Origin of the sequence: Microbispora cellulosiformans (assembly GCF_008728085.1) — a bacterium.
GTDB lineage: Bacteria > Actinomycetota > Actinomycetes > Streptosporangiales > Streptosporangiaceae > Microbispora > Microbispora amethystogenes.
The window spans coordinates 52,883-73,029 of sequence record NZ_VYTZ01000025.1 but is presented as its reverse complement, the minus strand read 5'-3'; the positions used below and the strand labels follow the sequence as shown (position 1 = coordinate 73,029).

17 protein-coding genes and 1 pseudogene are annotated in these 20,147 nt (G+C 66.7%); 9 read left to right on the top strand and 9 right to left on the bottom strand.

Annotated features, from left to right (window positions below):
- Positions 1-164: 164 nt before the first annotated feature.
- Complete coding sequence (locus F5972_RS36050; protein WP_150940524.1) at positions 165-476, top strand: hypothetical protein; 312 nt, start codon at positions 165-167, stop codon at positions 474-476.
- A 3-nt stretch (positions 477-479) separates the two neighbouring features.
- Here the strand turns inward: F5972_RS36050 and F5972_RS37695 are convergent, their stop codons facing one another.
- The 5 genes and pseudogenes from F5972_RS37695 to F5972_RS36030 form a co-directional block, all read right to left on the bottom strand.
- A complete protein-coding gene (locus tag F5972_RS37695; protein ID WP_191910496.1) occupies positions 480-731 on the bottom strand; it encodes an integrase core domain-containing protein in 252 nt (83 codons plus the stop codon).
- A 14-nt stretch (positions 732-745) separates the two neighbouring features.
- Positions 746-922: pseudogene (locus F5972_RS39580) on the bottom strand (IS3 family transposase); the annotation flags it as partial.
- A gap of 43 nt (positions 923-965) precedes the next feature.
- Complete coding sequence (locus F5972_RS36040) at positions 966-1,295, bottom strand: transposase (RefSeq protein WP_225312208.1); 330 nt, start codon at positions 1,293-1,295, stop codon at positions 966-968.
- A gap of 275 nt (positions 1,296-1,570) precedes the next feature.
- Positions 1,571-1,711, bottom strand: a complete 141-nt coding sequence (locus F5972_RS39575) for a glycosyltransferase (RefSeq protein ID WP_225312207.1) — start codon at positions 1,709-1,711, stop codon at positions 1,571-1,573.
- 34 nt (positions 1,712-1,745) lie between these two features.
- On the bottom strand, positions 1,746-2,828 hold the full coding sequence (locus F5972_RS36030) for a type I-G CRISPR-associated protein, Cas3-extension family (protein ID WP_150940520.1): 1,083 nt from the start codon (positions 2,826-2,828) through the stop codon (positions 1,746-1,748).
- Between the two features lie 193 nt (positions 2,829-3,021).
- On the opposite strand from F5972_RS36030, the gene F5972_RS36025 reads away from it, so the two are divergent.
- Positions 3,022-3,372 (top strand): transposase, encoded by a 351-nt coding sequence (locus F5972_RS36025; protein WP_191910495.1) that lies wholly within the window; start codon positions 3,022-3,024, stop codon positions 3,370-3,372.
- A 113-nt stretch (positions 3,373-3,485) separates the two neighbouring features.
- The gene (locus F5972_RS36020; protein ID WP_150940516.1) at positions 3,486-4,121 is read left to right on the top strand and encodes a hypothetical protein; all 636 of its coding nucleotides are present in this window, start codon (positions 3,486-3,488) and stop codon (positions 4,119-4,121) included.
- A 214-nt stretch (positions 4,122-4,335) separates the two neighbouring features.
- Here F5972_RS36020 and F5972_RS38625 read toward each other — a convergent pair whose 3' ends face one another.
- From F5972_RS38625 to F5972_RS36005, 4 genes are all read right to left on the bottom strand, one after another.
- A complete protein-coding gene (locus F5972_RS38625; RefSeq protein ID WP_225312206.1) occupies positions 4,336-4,671 on the bottom strand; it encodes a type 1 periplasmic-binding domain-containing protein in 336 nt (111 codons plus the stop codon).
- A 58-nt stretch (positions 4,672-4,729) separates the two neighbouring features.
- The gene (locus F5972_RS38620) at positions 4,730-4,963 is read right to left on the bottom strand and encodes a substrate-binding domain-containing protein (protein ID WP_225312205.1); all 234 of its coding nucleotides are present in this window, start codon (positions 4,961-4,963) and stop codon (positions 4,730-4,732) included.
- A 271-nt stretch (positions 4,964-5,234) separates the two neighbouring features.
- Positions 5,235-5,864 carry a hypothetical protein gene (locus F5972_RS36010; RefSeq protein ID WP_225312204.1) on the bottom strand — a complete coding sequence of 210 codons (630 nt, stop codon included), beginning with the start codon at positions 5,862-5,864 and terminating at the stop codon, positions 5,235-5,237.
- A 174-nt stretch (positions 5,865-6,038) separates the two neighbouring features.
- The gene (locus F5972_RS36005) at positions 6,039-10,259 is read right to left on the bottom strand and encodes an OmpL47-type beta-barrel domain-containing protein (RefSeq protein ID WP_191910494.1); all 4,221 of its coding nucleotides are present in this window, start codon (positions 10,257-10,259) and stop codon (positions 6,039-6,041) included.
- 312 nt (positions 10,260-10,571) lie between these two features.
- On the opposite strand from F5972_RS36005, the gene F5972_RS36000 reads away from it, so the two are divergent.
- The 6 genes from F5972_RS36000 (at position 10,572) to F5972_RS35975 (ending at position 19,944) form a co-directional block, all read left to right on the top strand.
- A complete protein-coding gene (locus F5972_RS36000) occupies positions 10,572-10,976 on the top strand; it encodes a hypothetical protein (RefSeq protein WP_117410439.1) in 405 nt (134 codons plus the stop codon).
- A gap of 70 nt (positions 10,977-11,046) precedes the next feature.
- Positions 11,047-13,188, top strand: coding sequence for an MMPL family transporter (locus F5972_RS35995; protein WP_191910493.1), 2,142 nt, complete (start codon positions 11,047-11,049; stop codon positions 13,186-13,188).
- 1,351 nt (positions 13,189-14,539) lie between these two features.
- Positions 14,540-16,396, top strand: coding sequence for a non-ribosomal peptide synthetase (locus F5972_RS35990; protein WP_191910492.1), 1,857 nt, complete (start codon positions 14,540-14,542; stop codon positions 16,394-16,396).
- The gene (locus F5972_RS35985) at positions 16,393-17,682 is read left to right on the top strand and encodes a trans-sulfuration enzyme family protein (RefSeq protein WP_191910491.1); all 1,290 of its coding nucleotides are present in this window, start codon (positions 16,393-16,395) and stop codon (positions 17,680-17,682) included. The genes F5972_RS35990 and F5972_RS35985 overlap by 4 nt, the downstream gene beginning before the upstream one ends.
- A 46-nt stretch (positions 17,683-17,728) precedes the next feature.
- Entirely contained in the window at positions 17,729-18,643 is a 915-nt protein-coding gene (locus F5972_RS35980; RefSeq protein WP_150940505.1) for a hypothetical protein, read from the top strand.
- Positions 18,640-19,944 carry a SidA/IucD/PvdA family monooxygenase gene (locus tag F5972_RS35975; protein WP_150940503.1) on the top strand — a complete coding sequence of 435 codons (1,305 nt, stop codon included), beginning with the start codon at positions 18,640-18,642 and terminating at the stop codon, positions 19,942-19,944. Before F5972_RS35980 ends, F5972_RS35975 begins: the two co-directional genes overlap by 4 nt.
- Positions 19,945-20,147: the final 203 nt, after the last annotated feature.

Here is a 20,147-nt window from a genome sequence, read left to right as displayed (position 1 = left end):
TTTCAGGTTTGTCTTGGTCGACTAACCACTTACCGGAGACCTCTCACGTTGTCGATCTACGCCCGCTCCGATGCGTCACCCGGCTCACGCATCACCGCGGACTTCGATACACGCCCTAGCCGCGGTGCTCATCCCGATCGCTGTCGCTGATCGTCGTCGCCTCGATGTCCATCCTGTTGGCCAACCGGTACGGGTCCCGCGGCGGCGTCCTGGCGCGGACCCTGCTCGTGGTTGGCAGCCTGGCCAGCCTCGGCGCGAACGTCGCCATCGCCGAGCCCAGCCTGATCGGCCGGATCGTCGCCGCCTGGCCGTCCCTGGCCTTGATCGGCAGTTACGAGCTCCTGATGTCCCAGGTTCGGCGCCTCCCGGGAGGACGGGCCGGAGCTCAAGAGCTGCCCGCCCCCAACCCTGATCCTGCCGCCGACGCGGAAGCTGACCCTGATGTGCCTCGGGTTCCGTGGAGTCGGCTTGGTTGACTGTCATGCCAGCTGGGTGTTTGCGTAGAGCGTCCCGTATGCGACCGGGGTGCGCATGCTCAGGGCGCTGTGATGTCGTTGGCGGTTGTGGAAGATCTCCAAGTGCTCGAAGATCGCGTTTGCCAGCTCGATGCGGGTGTTCCATCGCCGCCGATTGAGCAGTTTGGTCTGCATCCGGCCCCAGAACGACTCGATGACCGTGTTGTCGAAGCAGTTACCGGGCAGCCCCTTGATGCCCGCGCGATGCACCAGCACGTCACCTGGCCATGCCCAACCGCGATACCGCGGCCGAGGATGAGCTCGGCATGCACGCGGCGGGCGCCGTAGACGCCGCGGGATGCGGCATGAGCCTCCCTGATCACCTCAGTCAGCGAGGCATGCCGTACCGATCGCGGTGACGGCGGGCGAGAGCGCCAGGCGTAGTAGCCCGACTCCGACACACCCATCGCCCGGCAGCACACACCTGCACCGGCAGCCCTTCACCGGCCATCACCGCGGTGGCCTCAAACCGCCTTTTGGGGACACCGCCTCTCGCAGCAGCTCACTGGCCCGCCACGTCACCGCCAGTTGGGTCTCCAGCTCGGCGCTACGGCGCCGGGCGGCCACCAGCTCGGCCAGGTCGCTGGAGGTGATCCCGGGCTCCAGACCCGCATCGATGCGCTCTTGCCTGCGCCAGTTGTCGATGGTCTGGTCGCTGATCTGCAGATCGGCGGCCACCTGCTGCACGGTCCGGCCGGCCTTCAGCAGGTCCAGGACTTTGCGACGGAACTCGGGGAGATAGCTCCTCGGCATGCTGACCTCTCTCGGGGGTCCACGCATGCCAGTCAGCCAAAGGGACTCCACGAAAGCCGGTGAACATCAAAACCCTGACGGATGGTCAGCAATGCTGACGCTCCGATACGGCAAAATCGCCATCTCCGAAACTTGAGATCCTTGCTGCGACGGGCGCGGTCGACCGTCACTCCGGCAACTTGCTGGGCCACTCACCCCTCGTGATGGGCCATTCGGCCTCAAGGGCGGCGAGGGGCGGTTCGACGGCGATTTTCACCACTCGGGTCGTAATCACAGGCCCCTGAGCTGCTCGGTCTGCGGCCTCAGCTTTCGCTTCCGGGCAGCGGGATGAGGACGGCCCGCTTGCCGAGAGCTTCGAGTTCGGCCAACGTCGTGGCGCCGGCGCGTCCGATTACTAGGCGGCAGCTGTCTCCGGCCAGCGTCGGCGCTTTCACTCGACTCATCCGAGGTCTATAGATGGTCAGCGATTTCTCGTGCTCACCCCCAGCCGTATTTGCCGGGGTAGTCGCCCACGTGAGGGGCTTCCCAGTCCCAGCCCTTCCACGGCTCATACTCCCCGTACCTGGCATCCGCGAGACTGATATCGACGCATATCGGGGTCAAAGGGGTTCGTGGCAAACGCTCGGCTGCACACATGGTGAAGATGCCCAAGTCAACGGTGTGGTCGACCGAGTTAGGCGCGCGCACACCGTGGGTCCTCCTGATGCAGGCTTGCAAAGCGCCGTGGGAGATCGAGGAGAATTTCCAACCGTCGGAACCCCATCCGACCTTCCACACCGCGTCCAGGGTGTTGCCGTTCACCGGCAGACTCCAAAGTGGCCATGCGAAGAAGTCCCGACCCTCGACGCGAAACCAGCCCTTGGGCACGGGGGGGCCCTTGTCGATGCCGTTGCGTCGGTCGTACCCGAACTTTTGGACTGCCAGTGTTGCCAACCAGGTGGCTCCCGGGACGGCCATGCTGCCACCCGGTCCGCGCAGACCGGCGTCGGCGGAATAGATCGCGCGGTGGTCCAGGAGCCACCCTTCTGAACCTTCGACCCGGCGCCAACCGGTCAGCGCCTCGGTGAGCAGGCGCTGGGGATCCTGTCGCACCTCGAGCATGGGGTAGTACCAGAAGCTGCCGATGGTCTGGCGGCCACGGACGGCGATCAGCGGGTTCACCAGGCAGAAGCCTTGGGCGTCAACGGCCTCATCGGTCACCGTGGCCTTGAGCCAGTGGACCCCACCGGGTCGGCGGCTGACTCGCTCCAGCAGTCGGCGATACTCCTCGGAGCGGATCCGCAACGGATCGGGAGCGCCGGGCTTCCTTCGAACGGGGAAACCGGACGTGTACGGTATGACCTCGCCCTTCCCGATCTTCGTAAGGCGTTGCGTCAGATGAGCCACTAGGTCGGAGATGCTGGAGTAACTGCGGCAGTGCATAATTGCGTGCCGATCCTGCGGATCCCAGCTCAGGTAGCTGTTCTCCATCAGTTGCTGCTGCAAGCCGATCGCCGCGAGAAACCCCACCGGCTCATCGCCGATGAGCCCCGGCAGATCCACCCGGTGATATGTGGTCATGCCTGGCTCCTTCTCGCCGTACAACGGCATCAAGATCGGCGATCTACTGAAAACCACTGTGCAACATCGGAGCCACCGAGACATCCAAATTATGCAATCTCCCGCTTTGGGTAGTTTCATCCGGGCTTGATCCGGTTTGACGGACATCTGAGATCAGGGGTTCGTCCCCGGAAGGATGTCCAAGATGGAGAGCATGGGGAAGAAGAAGCGTCCTCGCCGCTCGTTCACGCCGGAGTTCAGGACGGAGATCGTCGAGTATTGCCAGTGCGGTGATCGCTCGATCGGCCAGGTGGCCAAGGACTTCGACCTGACCGAGACCGCGGTGCGGGACTGGGTCCGCCAGGCCGAGGTCGACGCCGGAGTGCGTGACGGGCTGACCAGCAGCGACCTGAAGGAACTAGCCGCGTTGCGGCGGGAGAACCGCCGGCTCCGCGAGGACATCGACATCCTCAAGCGGGCCAGCCTCCTTCAAGAAGACCGAGCGCAGCTGGCGCGAGAGCGTCACCGCCGAACTGCGCCGATTCACCTACAATCCGCTGCGTGAGCGGCCGTTGATCAGCGGATACGGCTCCGGATACCTCTGCCCCAGCCTGCGCTTGGCCTGGTCGAAGTCGACGCCTCTCGGCCTCTATTTCCGGTCGCGAACACTTAGGCGACATGTCATTCGCCCGCGACATGGGTCACCTGTTCGAGGCCTACATCGGCCGCCAGCTCCGGCTCCTACCCGATGCCCAGGTGCACCCCGAGATCACCCATCGGCACGGGCGGAAAGGCGGTCAGCAGCTTAGGAGCGTTGACTGGATCGTGGAGTTCTCCGATCTGCTGCTCCTGGTCGAGGTCAAGGCGACTATGCCGACCGAAGCCGTCCGACTCGGCGATCTTGACGCGGCTGAGTCCGCGTGGGCCAAGCTCGTCAAGGCCTCCGAGCAGATCGACGCCGTGGCTGGTTACTTGCGTGACGGGCATGAGGCTTATGCCCACATCACGCCTGCGGGGCGGCCGATCCTTGGCCTGGTGATCACGCTTGAACCGTTCTATTTGATCAACGCCTACGACTTCCTGCCAGCTACGACCACGCCGGTCTATGTGGCCTCGGCGGAGGAACTCGAACGGCTGGTCACCGTCACCAGCACCACTGCCAGCCAGCCCATGCTCCAGCACCACATGGAGCACGCGGTCGGCTGGCACGTCCGCGAATCCTTCGCCGGCCACACCTTCGAACCGAACCCCATCGTGGAAAGCGCGTGGCACCGCTACCCCTGGAGCGACTCCACCGCAGATCCCCGTCAATAGCCACGGTCATGATGCCCGTGCTGATGGCCACCGTCGCCTCCGTAGTTCCGCCGAGCGACGGGGCACCGTCATGGGCACCGCAATCATCGTGGTCGGCGCCACCCCGGCCCTCGGCCCCGCCACTTCCGGATTCGGCCTCAGCCTGGTCGGCTGGCACGGCGTCCAGGATCGCGCTTGGCGTCTCCCTGCTCATCCTCCTGCCCCGTCTACGCGCTCACCCCTTCTTACCGCCCCACTTTTCGGGGAATCCCGGCATGTCCTCGCAGCCGCACAGCGCGTAGTGCAGCGGCGGCATGTCCGGCTGCAGGTACCGGTCGAGGTTCTCCGATGTGATCTTGGGCTGCGGAAGGTTCCACACCTCCGGCACCTCCTCACCCTTGAGGATCTTCAAGGCGGCGATGATCGGTGTGCGCCACTGGTAGGTGGGGTACGTGGGAGCGACGGCGGTCAGACCGTCGTCCTTCCACTTACGCCGGAAGTCCTGCTGGTCTTCACCGGTCATCGGCGGGACGGGCATGCCGGCGTCCTCGAACGCCTCGGCGACGGCCACGGAAGTGGCTCCCGAGTCCATCCAGGCGCCGTCAAGCTTGCCGTGCCGCTGGATGTAGTCATTGACGATGCCCTTGGCCTTGGCCGCGGTCGAAGACGATGACTGGGATCTTGGCGCAAGCGCCCTTGACGGCCGGGGTGAGCGTCGCCGTCGTGTTCGGCGAGACGATCAACGCGTCGCACCCCTTGGCCTGCAGTTCGGCGATGTCAGAGATCTGCTTGTCGTCCTTGCCCTCGGCGTCGAGGGCGGTGAGCTTGGAGATCTCCTTGTGTAACGCCACCTCGGCCTGCATGGTCTTCCAGCCGACCTGCCGGCGGGGGTTGTCGACCGCCGCGTTGGAGAAGCACAGGTGGTAGGGCCCTGCCGAATCATGGCATATCTCTGGCCGATCGTCGGCAAAACCCGCTCCTATGCTCCAGCAGGTTCGTCTTCCTCGGCCCCTGAAAGCCAGAATCACGGCCCGCAGACCCGTCCACGGAAACGGGGTGAGGTGGGCCACCCTTTCGGCGAAGGGCGGCCCGTTTCCTTTCTGGTCGTTTCCTTTCTGGCGTCCCGCGTCCGGCTCAGGACTGGTTGAACAGCGAGAGCGTCAGGGTCGAGTGGTACTCCCCGGCGGCGACGTCGACCCCGGTCCGGAGGGCCAGGTCGGCGTTGACCTTCGAGGTGCCGATCTCGTCGGTGGAGTTCGCGGTCGAGACGAGCAGCTCCTGCCCTGCCAGACCCACGGCGGGCGCGCCGGTGCCGTCGGAGACGACACTGGAGACCGGCTCGCCGGCCGACACCGCACCGGTGGATGAGTCGGTCAGCAGGCGCGGCTTCCAGCCCAGGTACTCCGGGCCGATGACCTTGGCCGGGTCACCGGCCGCGGTGAACGCACTCGCCTGGCCCACGACCGCCCAGTACTCCCCGGCGGGGATCTCCTCGGGGGTGCGGGTGTCGGTCACCGTGACCGTCGGCAGGGTCCCGGTGAACTGGCGGGCGGCGGCGTCGGAGCCGTTCTCCTGCAGGGAGACCCCGTCGTTGTCCGCCACGGTCATCGACAGCTGACCGGGAGTGGTGGTCGGCTCGATGTTCACCGAAACGTCGATGCCGTCACCGGGGGCGTCGTCCGCCATCGCGGGACCGGCCACACCCGCAAGCGCAAGACCGAGCACCGACGCGGCCAGTATCTGGGCAGTTCTCGTGGTCTTCACGTAATCGCTCCATTTCATAGGGGGCATGGGGGCGGGACCGGCCGGCCGATCGTTCCAGACGGCCGACCGGTCGGCCCCATTTCAGTACGGCTCGTTCAGTACGGCGGTGGCCCCGGTGCGTACACCGCTGGGTGCTCACACCGTGGCCACCGCCGACCTGGTCCAGCTACAGCTCTAGCCGCAGGTGATCGCGTTGTAGCCGGCGTCGTAGGTCGAGGTGACCTGCTTGCCACCGATCGTCGCGGTCCCCTTAACAGTCGCCTCGCCCGCGCCGATCTGCCCGGCCCGCGCGTTGAAGGACTGATAGGCCTGCTTGCCCGGGGCCACGTCGGCCACGGTCTTGGAACCGTACGGGGTCGTCAACATCACGTCCGCCGGCACATCGCCGTCGTTGACGGCCGTCACCGCCACGTACGCCGACGTACCCACGCAGCGGGACGAAGCGGTCACGGTCAGCGGAACCCGCGGAGAGGAAATGGCCACCGTGAGGGTCTTGACGTCCTCGACGTTGCCCGCCTTGTCCGTCGAGCGGTAGGCCAGCGTGTGCGAGCCGTCGCCGGAGACGACGACCGGCCCGGTGTACAGCTTCCAGTCACCGCCGTCCAGCTTGTACTCTGTCCGGTCGACCCCGCTGCCCTTGTCCTCATCGACGGCGGTCAGCGTGACCGTGACCGGACCGGTGAACGAGCCGCCCTCCGGCTGCGCCGGGTCGGTCGTCGCGGTCGTCACCGGCGGCGTCTTGTCGGCCGCGGCGACCGGGGTGAAGCGGAACCGCTGGTTGTCGGCGTTGTTGCAGGTCCACTGGATCACTGCGGCACCGTCGGCCGTGGAGTTGCCGTTGATGTCGAGGCACAGGCCACTCACCGCCGGATTGACCTGGTAGGCGTCTCCGGACTGGATGAGGTAGAACCGCTGGTTGACCTGGTCCTTATGTCCGTCGGGATGGCAGGCGTACTGGACGAGCTGGGTGCCCGTCGCGGTCGAGCCGCTCGGCACGTCAAGGCACTTGCCGCTCTTGACGTTCTTGAGCTGGTAGGCGCCCGCGGTGAAGGGAACGGCCTCCCACTGCTGCTCGCTGCCCTGCGTCGCGCCCATCTGAACGATCTTGGCATCGTCGGCGGTCGAGGCGTTCTGCGGCGTGACGTACTTACCGCTGCTCTTGGGGGAGATGGTGTAGACGCCCTTGGCCCCTCCTCCGACCGTGACTGTCGCGACCATGCCTGCCCACTTCTTGCCGTCGTAGCCGGAGTGGAGCCTGCAGATGACGGTCCAGGTCCCCTCCCGATCGAAGGTGTACGAGACCGGCGGACCTCCCGGCGAGACGGCGCCCTTGGTGACCTCGAAGATGTCGCCGCCGTTCGGGTCCGGATTGCCGCCGGGCGGCACGAGCCAGACATCATGCGGCATCCCCGCGTCGGGCACGTTGAAGTGCCAGGTGACGGTGCCACCGCGGGCGATCTCACAGTTATCGGGATTCCACCCCGTGCCCGTGGCGTAGATGTCGCACGCCGTGGGGAGCGTCCTGCCGCCGTCGAGCACCGTGAAGACGGCGCTCTGCGACGCGGAGGTGTTCCCGGAGTAGTCGGTGGCTCGGTAGTCGACCGTGTACTTCCCCGGGTTCTTGAACAGTACCGGCGCGTCGTAGGCGGTCCACGCTCCGCCGTCGACGCGGTACTCGACCTTTTCCACGCCGGCACAGCCGACATCGGTGGCGTTGAGTTTGAGCGTGGCCGAGTCGATGTAGGCGTTCTGCTGGCTGGGGTGGGCCCGGCCCTCGATCTGGTGCGAGACCGTTGGTGCCTGGGTGTCCTCCGTGCACTTGCTGGAGGGCTTGAACTCGATCTTGACCAACTCCATCTTCGCTGTGGAGTTGAGCTGAGCGCGGCAGCAACCGAAGGTCCAGCGCCCCATGTAGAGGGCGCCGTCGGGCCCGAACTTGGTCGGGATCACGAAGCTGCTGTTCGGCGTGCCGAAGTGGTTGACCGGCAGCCAGTCGTTGACCCGGAGCAACTGGTTGTTGTCCTGCCGCAGGCGCGCCTCCTTCCAGAACCCGTTGTCGGCGCCACGGTTGGTGATCAGCCACGAGCCGTCGTAGTAGGCCGGGAAGGCGCCGGGGCCGAAGCTGTCCTTGTATCGATAGACCGGACCGGTGACCGGCTGCATGCCCCCGGCGCCCAGGTCGCCGAAGTCCATCGGATTCTCACCGCCGGGGTTGCCGGGGTACTTGCGCCAGATCGTCGCTTTCTTCGCGGGGCCTGGGATTTCATCGAGGCCTTGGAATGTGGGCTGCGAACTTGTACCGCCCGGCGGGGCCCAGTTGAGGTCGGCCGGGAGCTTGTCGAGCGAGCAGTCGTACTGCTGACCGGTCGAGGAGTTGGTCGCGTAGTCCCAGCGCCACGTGGTGTTGGTCTTCGAGTTGTCGCCGACGCAGAACGGCCAGCCCTGGAAGCCAGGCTCGTCGACCAGATCCCACTCGCAGGTGCCGGCCGGGCTGCGGTCGGCCTGGTCCACCGAGTTGTCGTGGCAGTACTCGCCGACGACGACCGTACCCGGGTGGGCGGGGTCGGTGTGCACCGTGAACGGCTGCCGGAAGCCCATGGCATAGATCTCCGGCCGGGTCTTCGGGGTCCCCGGCGGGAACATGTTGCCCTTCGGAACCGTGTAGGTCTTGTCCAGGCCGGGGTCGGCGGCCTGCCCTGCCGGGATGTCCTTGATCGGCTTGATGCGCAGGACCTTTCCGCGCAGGTCGGCGGTATTGGCCGCCGTCTTGCGTGAATCCCAGCGCTCGGAGGCGCGATGGTCCATCGGCACGTAGCGGTTGTGGCCGGACGCGTTCGGGGACACGTCGTCGCCGACTCCGAGGTAGAGGTTGCCTTCGGAGTCGAACACCAGGCTCGCGCCGCCGACATGGCCGGGGCCGTTGTCGGTGGGGCCACCGGGGAAGCCTGAGGGGTTGCCCGAGATCTTCGCCTTGGGCACACGCAGGATCTCCCGCTCATCGTATGGATGTGCCGGGTCACCGCCTGCTTTCGCGGGCTCGAACGCGGTGCCGGTCTCGTTCAGCGTGAAGCGGCTGATCAGGTTGTAGCCGACCGTTATCTGGTTGCCCGTGGTCGGCCAGTCGGGGTTGCGCGGGGAATAGTAGACGTAGATGTCGCGCTTGTTCGGGTTCGACAGGTCGAAGCCCGGCTCCAGGCTCATCCCCAGCACGCCGTCCTCGGAGTTGCCGTGGTCGGCGCGGGTCGGGATCGTCGCGACCGTGGTCGAGTTGTTCGGCGGGCCGTTCGGATCGTGCATCTTCACGTAGCCCTGCGACTGGTAGCCCGTTGTGGGGCCGATCTCGGTCCAGTAGAGCTTGCCGTCCTGCGCCACGTCGAGAGCCATCGGGCCGTTCGCATTGTCGACCAGGGTCGTGCGGGTGAAGTTCGACCACACGGTGCCTGAGCAGTCGGTCTTGTTTCCCTCGCCGGCGACCCAGCGCACCCCTCCGACGACCTGCTTGACCAGCGGGTTGTCGCCGCCGTTCTCGCTGTAACGCACGCCGAAGTGACCCTGCGAGGTCACCCAGGTCCGGCCGTCATCGTAGGGCCGCGGCGTGGCGGTGCCGTCCTTGACCCTCTCGCCGTCGTAGAGCTTGCACCACGTCGTGGGGTGGTCCTGGCCCATTTTCTGGCTGCCGGTGTTGTAGGTGCGCTCGTCGAAGGTCTCGAGCACGTGGTGGGTCCCCCGGACGCTGCGGACAAAGTTGTAGTGCTCGTCGGCGAGCTGGTAGGTGTCGGGCAGGTCTTTGGTGGAGAGGTGGTTGTGGTCGGCGACCTGGACGGTTGCGGCGTTGCCGGTCGCCGACCCGTTCGAGTGGGCGGTCATCGTCGTGCCGATGACGCTGTCCGGCCCGCCGTCCCACCAGTCCCACACGGACACGCCGGCGCCGGCGTCGGTCATGTTGTGCACAGCCGCGATCCCGCCGCGGTTCTGGGTGAAGCGGATCAACGCGTCGCGCTGTGCCTGGTCGAAGAGCGGTCCGGGCCGACCGCCGCCGGCCCACGACCACGATGCGTTCAGGAATAGGACCGCGTTGTATCGGGCCAGGTTGTCGTCGGTGAAGATCCGAGGGTTCTTGTCCGGGTGGTTGCAGTTGTTCGTGCCGCCACCGTTGTTGTCGCAGTCCTCCCAGTCGACCTCGTAGCCCGCGGCCTGGAGAGCGGCCTGGACCACTGGGCGACCGTTGTCGATCGCCTCGGCGTGCCGATACCCGGTCGTGCCGGTGTAGATGAGGACCCTCTTGCTGCCCTCCGCCCGGGCAGAGGCCGCAAGGAGGGCTCTACTCGCTTGCCCGGTGCTCGTCGCCGGGGCAGCAGCCGTCAGGGGGGTGCTCTCCGCTTGGGCGGCGGTCACAGGGGCGAGCATCTGAGCCCCCAGAGCGACCGCGGTCAGTGCGACTAAAGAACGCCTCACACTCCGCGCGGGCGGCGCGGCGTTCCGCATACCACTCACTTCCTCTCCCAATGCGGCGGCGACCAGCCCCGCGGCCGGAGCGATGTGGTTCGACCGCCTGAAGGTCAAGACGTAGCGTCTGCGCCTTTTGTCTAGATGTCAAGGACTTTCGTCAGCGAATCACCAAAGCTGGTACTAGCAATTCCACCCTTTTGTTTACCAAAGATGTTAGTTGTCTTGATCGAGGTAGTTTCGTCCGCTAGCGTCCCCGCTATGAGCGGGCAGAGGGTTCACCGGCGGCTTCTCGGCGTCGCTGCGGCCACGGTTGCGATCGCCGTCGGAGCAATGGCCCTGACCGGATGTAACGACGAGTCCGGGGAGGCGAAGACGCGGGGGCGCGACCTGACCGCCCTTCAATGCCCGATGGTGGAGACGGGACAGAATGGTGGCGTCAGCCAGTACAGGCCCGCGGAGAACGCCTTCGATACGGCGGAGCTGCTCGGGTTGGAGCTCGCTGAGGCGCGTGAGAAGGCGGCCCGTCACAACTGCGGAATCATCGTTTCGCGCGAGGACGACAAGAGCCGGCCCGTGCCGATAGAGATCGACCCGACGAGGATCTACGTCTACGTCGCGGACGGCGTCGTCAGCTATATAGAGGGGGTCGGTGGTGGGCTCTGAGGTCGGCGACCGGATGCGACCTCTCACCAGGGCTTCCGTAATCTCCGCGGGTCGGCGGTCACGGTGGGTCGTGATCGCGGTGTGGCTTGCGCTCGCGATGCTCGCGGTGCCGCTACAAGCCAGGCTCGGCGAGCGGGCCGCCGACGAGAGCGAGACCTTCCTCGTCCGGGGATCGGAGTCGGCGACGGTCAAGCGGATCATCGACGAGCGGTTCCGGCGCGGCAGCGAGACAGCGGCGGTGATCGCCTACTTCCGCGAGAGTGGGATCACCGCGGACGACGGACGGCGCGCCGACGCCGACGCCCTAGCGCTGTGCCGGTCCGGCGCGATCCCGAACTTGACGATGATCGCCACCCCGTACCAACGCGCATGCGGCGAGACCGATCCGCTCGACATGAGCCCGGGCGCTTCGCTGCTCACCTCACCCGACGACACCGTCATCTTGAGCACGGTCCTGATGACCGACGACTCGACGCCCGACATTGAGCAGGCGGTCGCGGCAATCCGCGAGATAGTCCCGTCGGCCGCCGGCGACGAGAGCGGATTGAGGGCCTTCGTGACCGGCCGTGCCGGCTTCGAGGCCGATCGAAAAGCCGCGCTCAAAGGGATCAACGGGACCCTCTTGGCAGTCACGATCGCCGTGCTGCTGCTCCTGCTGCTCGTGACCTACCGCTCGCCGCTGGTTGCGCTGGTGCCGCTGGCCGTCGTCGCCCTCGCCTATCTCGTCACCGCCGGCCTCGCCTACGGACTCGTCGCCGTGGGCCTCACCGAGGTCAGCGGCCAGACGACCGCGATCCTGATCGTGCTGATGTTCGGTGCGGGCACCGACTACTGTCTGCTGATCGTGGCGCGGTTTCGCGACGAGCTGCGCCGGGCGCGGGACGTCGAGGAGGCGATGGTCGCCGCCGCCCAGGGCACCGCCCCAGCTATTTTCTCCGCCGGAGCAATCGTCGTCGGCGCGATGCTGGTCCTCGCCCTTGCCGACTTCAACGCCATGCGCGAGATGGGCCCGATCCTCGCCCTCGGTGTCGCGATCATGGTCTGTGCCGGCCTGACCCTTCTGCCCGCGGTGCTCACCACCCTCGGACGGCGGGCGTTCTGGCCCGCTGTTCCCCGCCTCGAGCCCGAGTCCGCACCTGCGGTCACGTTTTGGGGGCGCGTCGCGGGCCTCGTTCACGCACGCCCGGGAGTGATCGCCGCGGCGGTCACCGCTCTCCTCGCCGCGGGCGCGCTGGCCGGCATCGGCGGGCGTCCGGCGCTCGACTTCTCCGAGTCCTTCCGCGAGGCGCCGGACTCGGTCCGCGGCCAGCAAGTGATCCGCGACCACTTCATCCCCGGACGGGCGGCGCCGCTTCGCATCGTCGTAGCCCACGAGGTGGGCGGGAAGGTCCAGAGCGCTCTCACCGAAGGCACGCACACGCCCGTCGCCGATATGCACGCGGTGGCCAGGTCGGTAGGGGCGGACGGCGACTCCCTGGGTGCGGAGGCTCAAGGCCAGGGAAGGTCCGCGACGGACTTGCTCATCTTCGACGCGGACCTGCGGATGGATCCGTTCTCGGAGCAGGCCACCGACGCCGTCCCGGTGCTGCGCGAGGTCGCTGGGCGCGCGGCCGACGGCCACACCGTCCTGATCGGCGGGACCGTGGCCGAGAACTACGATGCCCGCCAGGCACTCGAACGTGACACCAGGCTGATCGTCCCGGTCGGCCTTGCCCTGATCTTCGTCGTCCTCGCCGTGCTCCTGCGCGCGGTGGTGATGCCGCTCTACGTGATCGCGACCGTGGTCCTCTCCTTCGGCTTCGCCCTAGGTGTCGGTTCCCTCATCTTCACCCACATCCTCGGCCAGCCGGCCTCAGACCCGAATCTGCCGATGTACGCGTTCATCTTCCTCGTCGCCCTGGGCGTCGACTACAACGTGTTTCTCCTCAGCGGGATCAGTGAGCGGCGCCGACAGCACGAGACCCGCCGCGCGGTGACGGAGGCCCTTGAGCGGACGGGCGGCGTGATCACCTCCGCCGGCCTCGTGCTCGCCGCCACCTTCGCGACTTTGATGGTGCTTCCGATGGAGGCGCTGTTTCAGATCGGCTTTGTGGTCACCCTGGGCCTGCTCGCCGACACCTTTCTCGTTCGGGCCCTGCTCGTCCCCGCTCTCGCGGTGATGCTGGGCGAGCGAAACTGGTGGCCGTCCAGGCAGACCGCTACCCCGGGCTGACGTCGCCGGTGCTGTGACCTCTTGCTCACGCATGCTGTGTTCCAGCGTGGTGGCCCGCTTCCTGCCCGAGCACACCACCGCCGTCAGCCTGGCCGACCGGCTGCTCCACCACAGCATCGTCGTGGTCGCCGAAGGCGAGTCCTTCCGCATGAGACCTGACTTGGCTCACGTCTCAAGATCACCGTTGAATGCAAGGCGCTAACCTCGCGGTTTCCCGTCGGGAACGGCGAAAGTGCGCACTAAGTCGATCATGTCTCTACCCTGGTGGCCGTGTCTGCGTACGTGCGGACGGTGAAGACGGCCTCAGGCACCCGGGCGGTGCAGTTGCCTGGCCTCTGTCGAAGCCGGAGCGCTTCAGTCTGAACACCGGCGGGGGCGCCCGGGAGAGCCGAGGGTGACGAGGCCTTTCGAGTGACTAACTGAGTGACCACGCACCCGGACGTGTGCGGATGCTGACGGACTAGCAGGGATTGTTTTCCCAGCTCAGGGTAGCTTCAGTGCCGCAAGGATGGACCAGTTGGGTTGCCCGGGGGTCAAGGGGTCGTGGGTTCGAATCCCGCCGTCCCGACACTGTTCTGGCAGGTCGGAGCCACAATTCCCAAGATCGGGGATTGTGGCTCTTCTGTCGTGTCACCCAGGTGTCATCGACGTGCGCCGAACGTCCCGTTCTCGGTGCCGGGATCCCCGTTGGAGCCGGCTCCGCCGCCGCCTCGGTGGCCGGCACAGGTCGCGTCAGGTGCGTTGCCGTGACACGACTGATGCGGGTCCCAGAGTGCTGGGTGGCCTACTGCGAGCCTCTTGGGCCGATGTGAATCCGGGCAATGATGATCACCTCCCCGGCCGTGTTCCACACGGTCCGGCACGGAAAGACCGAAGACTTCCTTATCTTGTTTTTCGTCCTGTCCGTAATTGTGGTCCACGATGATAGCGAGCCGATTGCTCTCATTTCAGTGCAATCAAATCAGATTCGGCTCGGTGCATCCAGGCTGAGGTACTCCTGTGCTGTACGGCGGCCGGCGCTTGGAGAAACTGAACACAGGTTTCCCTGTCTTGCGTATTGAGGTGTACGGCGCGACTGGATGGCGGAACGCGACCGACTCCAATGTATTCCTGGTCACACCAAAGGCCGAAATGAGCCATGTTGGCGTGCGTGCCTTACTTAGGTGAGCCGGGGATATATCCTATTGTGTGGGGATGGTGACGTTATCGCATAGCTGATAGTCAAGGCGCAGTCAAGATCTATGCTCCTGGTGCATAACCGGGCATATTTTTCGGGTGTACGCGATCTAGCGCGTGGTTCTGCACCACGCAGCGCGACATGGCCGGACGATCGAGGGGAGCGGAAACCGTGATGGAGCGGAGTGACGGGGGCACGATGCAGGATCCCGGTCCGGATTGGCGGGACGCGACCATCACGGACCTGTTCGACGAACAGGTGCGTCGCAGGCCTGACGCGGTCGCCCTGCGCTTCGACGGGCAGGACATGACCTATGTGGACCTCGACCGGCGCGCCGAGCTGCTCGCCCGCCACCTTCGCGACCTCGGCGTGCGGACGGAGGCTGCGGTAGGGGTGTTCTTCGAGCGCTCGTTCGAGATGGTGATCGCACTGGTCGGCATCCTCAAGGCCGGCGGTGCCTACGTGCCGCTGCACCAGAACGAGCCCCCCGACCGGTTCCGCTACATGCTGGAACAGGCGGGCTGCCGAGTCGTCCTGACCCACGATGCCCTGGCCGCTCGGATTCCCAAGATCGACGGAACGGTGGTGAACCTCGACCACGAGCCGGCGACGACGCCCGGCGCTGAACCGGTCGAGGGGGCGATGAGCCCCGACAATCTCGCCTACATCTGTTACACGTCCGGCTCGACCGGCATGCCCAAGGGTGTGGCCGTGCGGCATCGCGGTGTCGTGCGCCTGGTCCAGGACGGTGACTACGCGTCGCTGACCGAGAACGAGACATTCCTGCAGCTGTGCTCGTTGCGGTTCGACCCCTCGGCCTTCGAGATCTGGGGTGCGCTGCTCAACGGAGCCCGTTTGGTCATCTACCGTCCGGGAACGCCGGCGCTGCACGAGCTCGCGGACTTCCTCGAGGCCGAGCGGATTACCACCCTGTGGATGACCACAGGCCTGCTGCACCGCATGGTGGACGGCCACCTGGATCGCCTGGGCGGGTTGCGGCAGTTCCTCGGCGGCGGCGAGGCGTTGTCACCCGTGCTCATCAACAGGCTCCATCGCACCTACCCGGATCTGCTGGTGGTCAACGGGTACGGGCCCACCGAGGACACCTGCTTCACCTCGTGTCACGTGGTGTCGGAGGAGGTCGGCGACACCGTCCCGATCGGACGGGCGGTCACCGACACCCGCCTCTACGTCCTGGACGAGCGACTGCGGCCGGTGCCCGACGGCGAGTGGGGTCTGCTCTACACCAGTGGAAGCGGACTCGCCCGCGGCTACGTGGGACGCCCTGGTCTGACCGCGGAGCGGTTCGTGGCCGACCCGTTCGTGCCCGGCGAGCGGATGTACGCCATCGGCGACCTCGTCCGCCGCGTAGAGGGCGGTGTGCTGGAGTTCCGTGGCAGGCTCGACGACCAAGTCAAGGTGGACGGTTACCGCATCGAACTCGGCGAGATCCAGGCCGTGCTGGCCGGGGAGCCCGAGGTGAACGAGGCGGTTGTGGTCGTACGGGAGGGCCTCACGCCTGGCCGCAAGATCCTGGTCGCTTTCGTCGTACCGGTCAGGGGGACCGAGGGCCTGGTGCCGAAGCTGCGCGTGGCTCTGCACCGCAAGCTGCCGAGGTACATGCATCCCGCGGCGATCATCGAGATGGAGGCGCTTCCGGAAACCCTCGGCAACAAGATCGACCGGAAGTCGCTGCCGGCACTCGAACAGCTTCCCCGCGAGGTGGACGCGGACTACGAAGCGCCGCGTACGCCCTTGGAGGCGCTGCTGACCGACCTGCTGACGGACGCACTCGCCGTGCAGGACATCGGCGTCCATGACGACTTCTTCGAACTCGGCGGCGGATCACTGGTCGCCATGGATCTCCTCGCCCACATCCGCGAGGTTTTCAACGCGGACGTGCCCGCAGCCGGATTCTTCGCCAACGCCACGGTCGCCGGACTGGCCGAGCTGATCGACAAATACGCGCCGCACGCGGACGCCGCGGAGCCGCAGTCCTGGATGCCGGCGAAGAGCGGGTCGGTACGGTGACGGGCCCCCGTTTTGCGACTTTGGCCGTGCGGGGCTCTTACGATCACGAGGAAGCGGCGTCCAACCGCGGCTCGCTCAGTGAGCCGGCGTACCTTGCGACCGCGCAGCATTTCGACTCGGCGGAGACGATGCGCGCTACCGCCGCCGGTGAGCGAGAGGGCTGGGTGTACGCCCGGCGTGGCAATCCGACGGTCGGCCACCTTGAGGACACCGTCGCCGCGTTGGAGGGCTATCAGGTCGACGCCGAGGTGAGCGCGGCGGTCACCACGACGGGGATGGCCGCGATCACCCTGGCCACGAGTTCGTTCCTCAGCACGGCCGTCGGCGCCAAACCCAACATCGTCGCCTCACCCGCGTGCTACGGGTCCACCGTCATGGTCTTCGACAAACGGTACGGCGATGAACGTGGGGTGTCCGTCCGGTGGGTGGACGACCCACTGTCGTTGGACGCCTGGGAGCGAAATGTCGACGAGGACACCCGGTTTCTCTTCGCGGAGTCGCCGTCCAATCCGATGGTCCAGCTCGTCGACATTCCGGCGCTGGCCGCGCTCGCCCACCGGGCCCAGATCCCGCTGATCATCGATGCGACGCTGGCCACGCCGGCGTTGATGCGCCCGCTTGCCCTCGGTGCCGACATCGTCGTGCATTCGCTCACCAAAGCCGCCGGTGCCAGCGGCCGCAGTATGGGCGGTGCCGTGATCGCCCGGCACGACCTTCGTTTCCGCGGGCAGCCCACGCAGATGACCGCGGACTTCGCCGGTTATCTCCGGCGCGGCCCGATGCGGGACATGGGCAGCGTGCTCAGTCCGTTCAACGCCTGGACGCTGCTGGCCGACATCCGCGAACTTCGTGCGCGAGTGGACACGATGTCGACCAGCGCGCTGCGTGTGGCGGAGTACCTGGCCGATCGCGGCGACGTCGCCGAGGTCTTCTACCCCGGCCTGCCGAGCCATCGCACCCACCACCTCGCCAAGCGCGACATGTGGCTGGTCGACAGCGGCGGCCCCGGTCGTGACGCGGTCAACCGGTTCGGGTTCCTGCTCGGCTTCCGGCCGGCCGGTGGCGTGCCCGCCGCGCACCGGGTGTTGGACCGGCTCGACCTCGTCTGGCGGGCCAACAATCTCGGGCAGGTCAAGAGCACCGCCACCATCCCCGCGATCGGTACGCATCAGCAGATCGCGGGGGACGCCCCGGTACCGCCCGACATGATCCGGTTGAGCGTCGGCCTCGAACACGCCGACGACATCATCGAGGACCTGGCCCAGGCGCTCGACCAACGCAGCTGAACGCGCAGATCGCAGCCGATCGAGTCGAGTAAGGGAGTCGTGCAGCATGGAGACCGGCTTGGCCGAGGCGTATCTGAACCGGGTGGTGCTCATATCGCCACCCCGGACCGGCTCAACCGCGGTGGCACGGTTGCTGTGGCAGCACGCGCTGATCACCCACCACTGCCATGAGCCGTTCGAGGCCTGCTATTGGGGTGGTCAGGGCGCCGAATCGGTGACCGCCTGCCTGGGCAACCCCATGCGGGTGGACACGGGCGATCGGGTCAGGCTGGCCGACGTGCCACCCGGCAGCGGCCTGCTGATCAAGGAAATGAGCTTCCAGCTGACCTCCGGCCAGTTCGACGAACTGGCCGGAGTCGCCACCGCACCGCTGATCTTCGTGATGTCCGACCCCCGGCTGTCCACCACCTCGCGGCTACGCATCGTGCGCGAGCTGTCGGAGGCGTCGACGTTCCCGCCGTTCGAGAGCGGGTGGCCGTCGTTGGCGGAGCAGGTGGCGCGGTGCCGCGAGCGGGGCATCCCGTACGTGCTGGTCGAGTCCGACGACCTGCGGGCCGACCCGGCCGGGATGACCGCCGCGCTGGTGGCGGCGGTCGGGCTGCCGTCGCAGGCGGGACTGGAGGAGTGGTCGCCCCGGCCCGGCCTGCAGTTGTGTTCGCCCGAGGTGGGCGCGCTGATGAGCGACTCGCGACGGACCGACGATCCGTTCTACCGCAAGGTGCTGAGCAGCACCGGTATCCAGCCCCGCGCACGCGTGGACTGGGCCTGGGAGGAGGCGTCGATCTCCGCCGCGGGCCTGGCCGGTGAGGTCGAGACGTGGCTGGGCCTTTACCGGGAGTTGCGGGCGGATCCGGGCCGGCTCGGCGTCCCCCGACAGGCCGCGACTCCTCCGCAGCGGGATGGGACGGGCCGCGATGACGAGACGTGGCTCGGTCCGGAGTACGTGGAGATGGGCTCGTGACCGGTGACCGGGCCGGCGGACCGGCATCCGACTGCGTTGACGTGATCGGTGTCGGGTTCGGGCCGGCGAACCTGTCGCTGGCCATCGGGCTGAAGGAAGAATCGCCCTCGACGACCGCACTGTTCCTGGAAGCCGAGATGGACCCGGTGTGGCAGGGCGGCATGCTGCTGGACGGCTCGAATATGCAGAACCATCCCAGCCGCGACCTGGTCACGCTGCGCAACCCGCGCAGTCATTACAGCTTCCTCAATTATCTGTTCGAGCAAGGGCGGCTGCTCGAGCACCTGAACCTGCCCATGGAATTCCCGCTGCGCAAGGAATACGCGCACTACATCCGATGGGCGACCCACCAGTTCCGTGAACAGGTCGGCTTAGGCGTACGGGTCAGCGACATCGCCATCACCGAAGTGGACGGCACACCGGCGTACGTGGTGACCGGATCGGACGGTTCCCGCCGGTACGGCCGGGCGCTGGTCCTGGGTACCGGCCGGACGCCGTTCGTGCCGAGCCCGTTCGACGCGATCGACTCGCCTCGGGTCGTGCATCTCACCCGGTATCTGCCGACCGTCCAGAGCCTGGATCAGGATCCGCCTGAGACGATCGCCGTCATCGGCGGCAGCCAGAGCGCGGTCGAGATCGTCCTCGACCTGGCTGCCCGCTTCCCGCACGCCCGGATCGTCAACTATGTCCGCGGTTTCGGGCTGCGGCTCAAAGACACCAGCCCGTTCAGCGAAGAAGGGTTCTTCCCCGGCTTCACCGACTACTACTACCGGGCGAGCCGATCGGCCAAGGACACGCTCGACGCGTACATGCGGCCGACCAACTACTCCTCGACCGACGCCGACGTCCTGCACGAGCTGTACGTGCTGATCTACGAACAACGTCTCGACGGAGTCCAGCGCGTCTTTGTGCGAGGCAACCGTCAGGTGCGTGCCGCCCAGGTGGAAAGCACGGGCGTACGGCTGAGCGTGGAGGAGGTGCACACCCACGACGTGGTCACCGACCGGGCCGACCTGGTGGTGCTGGCGACCGGCTTCCGCAACCTCGGGCCACATCCTGACCAGGAGCCCTATCCCGCGATGCTCGCCGGCGTGATCGACCGGTTCCAGTTCGACGCCGACGGCTACCTGATCACAGAGCCGGAGTACCGGCTGCGGCCCGTGCTGAACGGCACGCCGCCGCTGTTCCTCAACGGCTTGTGCGAGTCGAGCCACGGTATCGGCGACGCCGGGTCGTTCAGCCTGCTTTCGCTGCGCGCGGCGACCATCATCGACGGGCTGCGCAAGGAAGGGATCGCATGACGGGCCGGTCCGGGGCGTCCTCGCTTCAGGAACGCGAAATACGGAGTACGCGTGCCTCTCGGCACAGGCGTGACGAGTGGTTCCAAAGAACGGTGTGGTTCCGAGCCCGGGAAAGTGGAATCTCTCGCGGACCGGACTCGCCGTAACGCATCTCCGAAGTATTTGAGCGAAGAGCGCTACTCAAGGATCAATGACGGGAACCG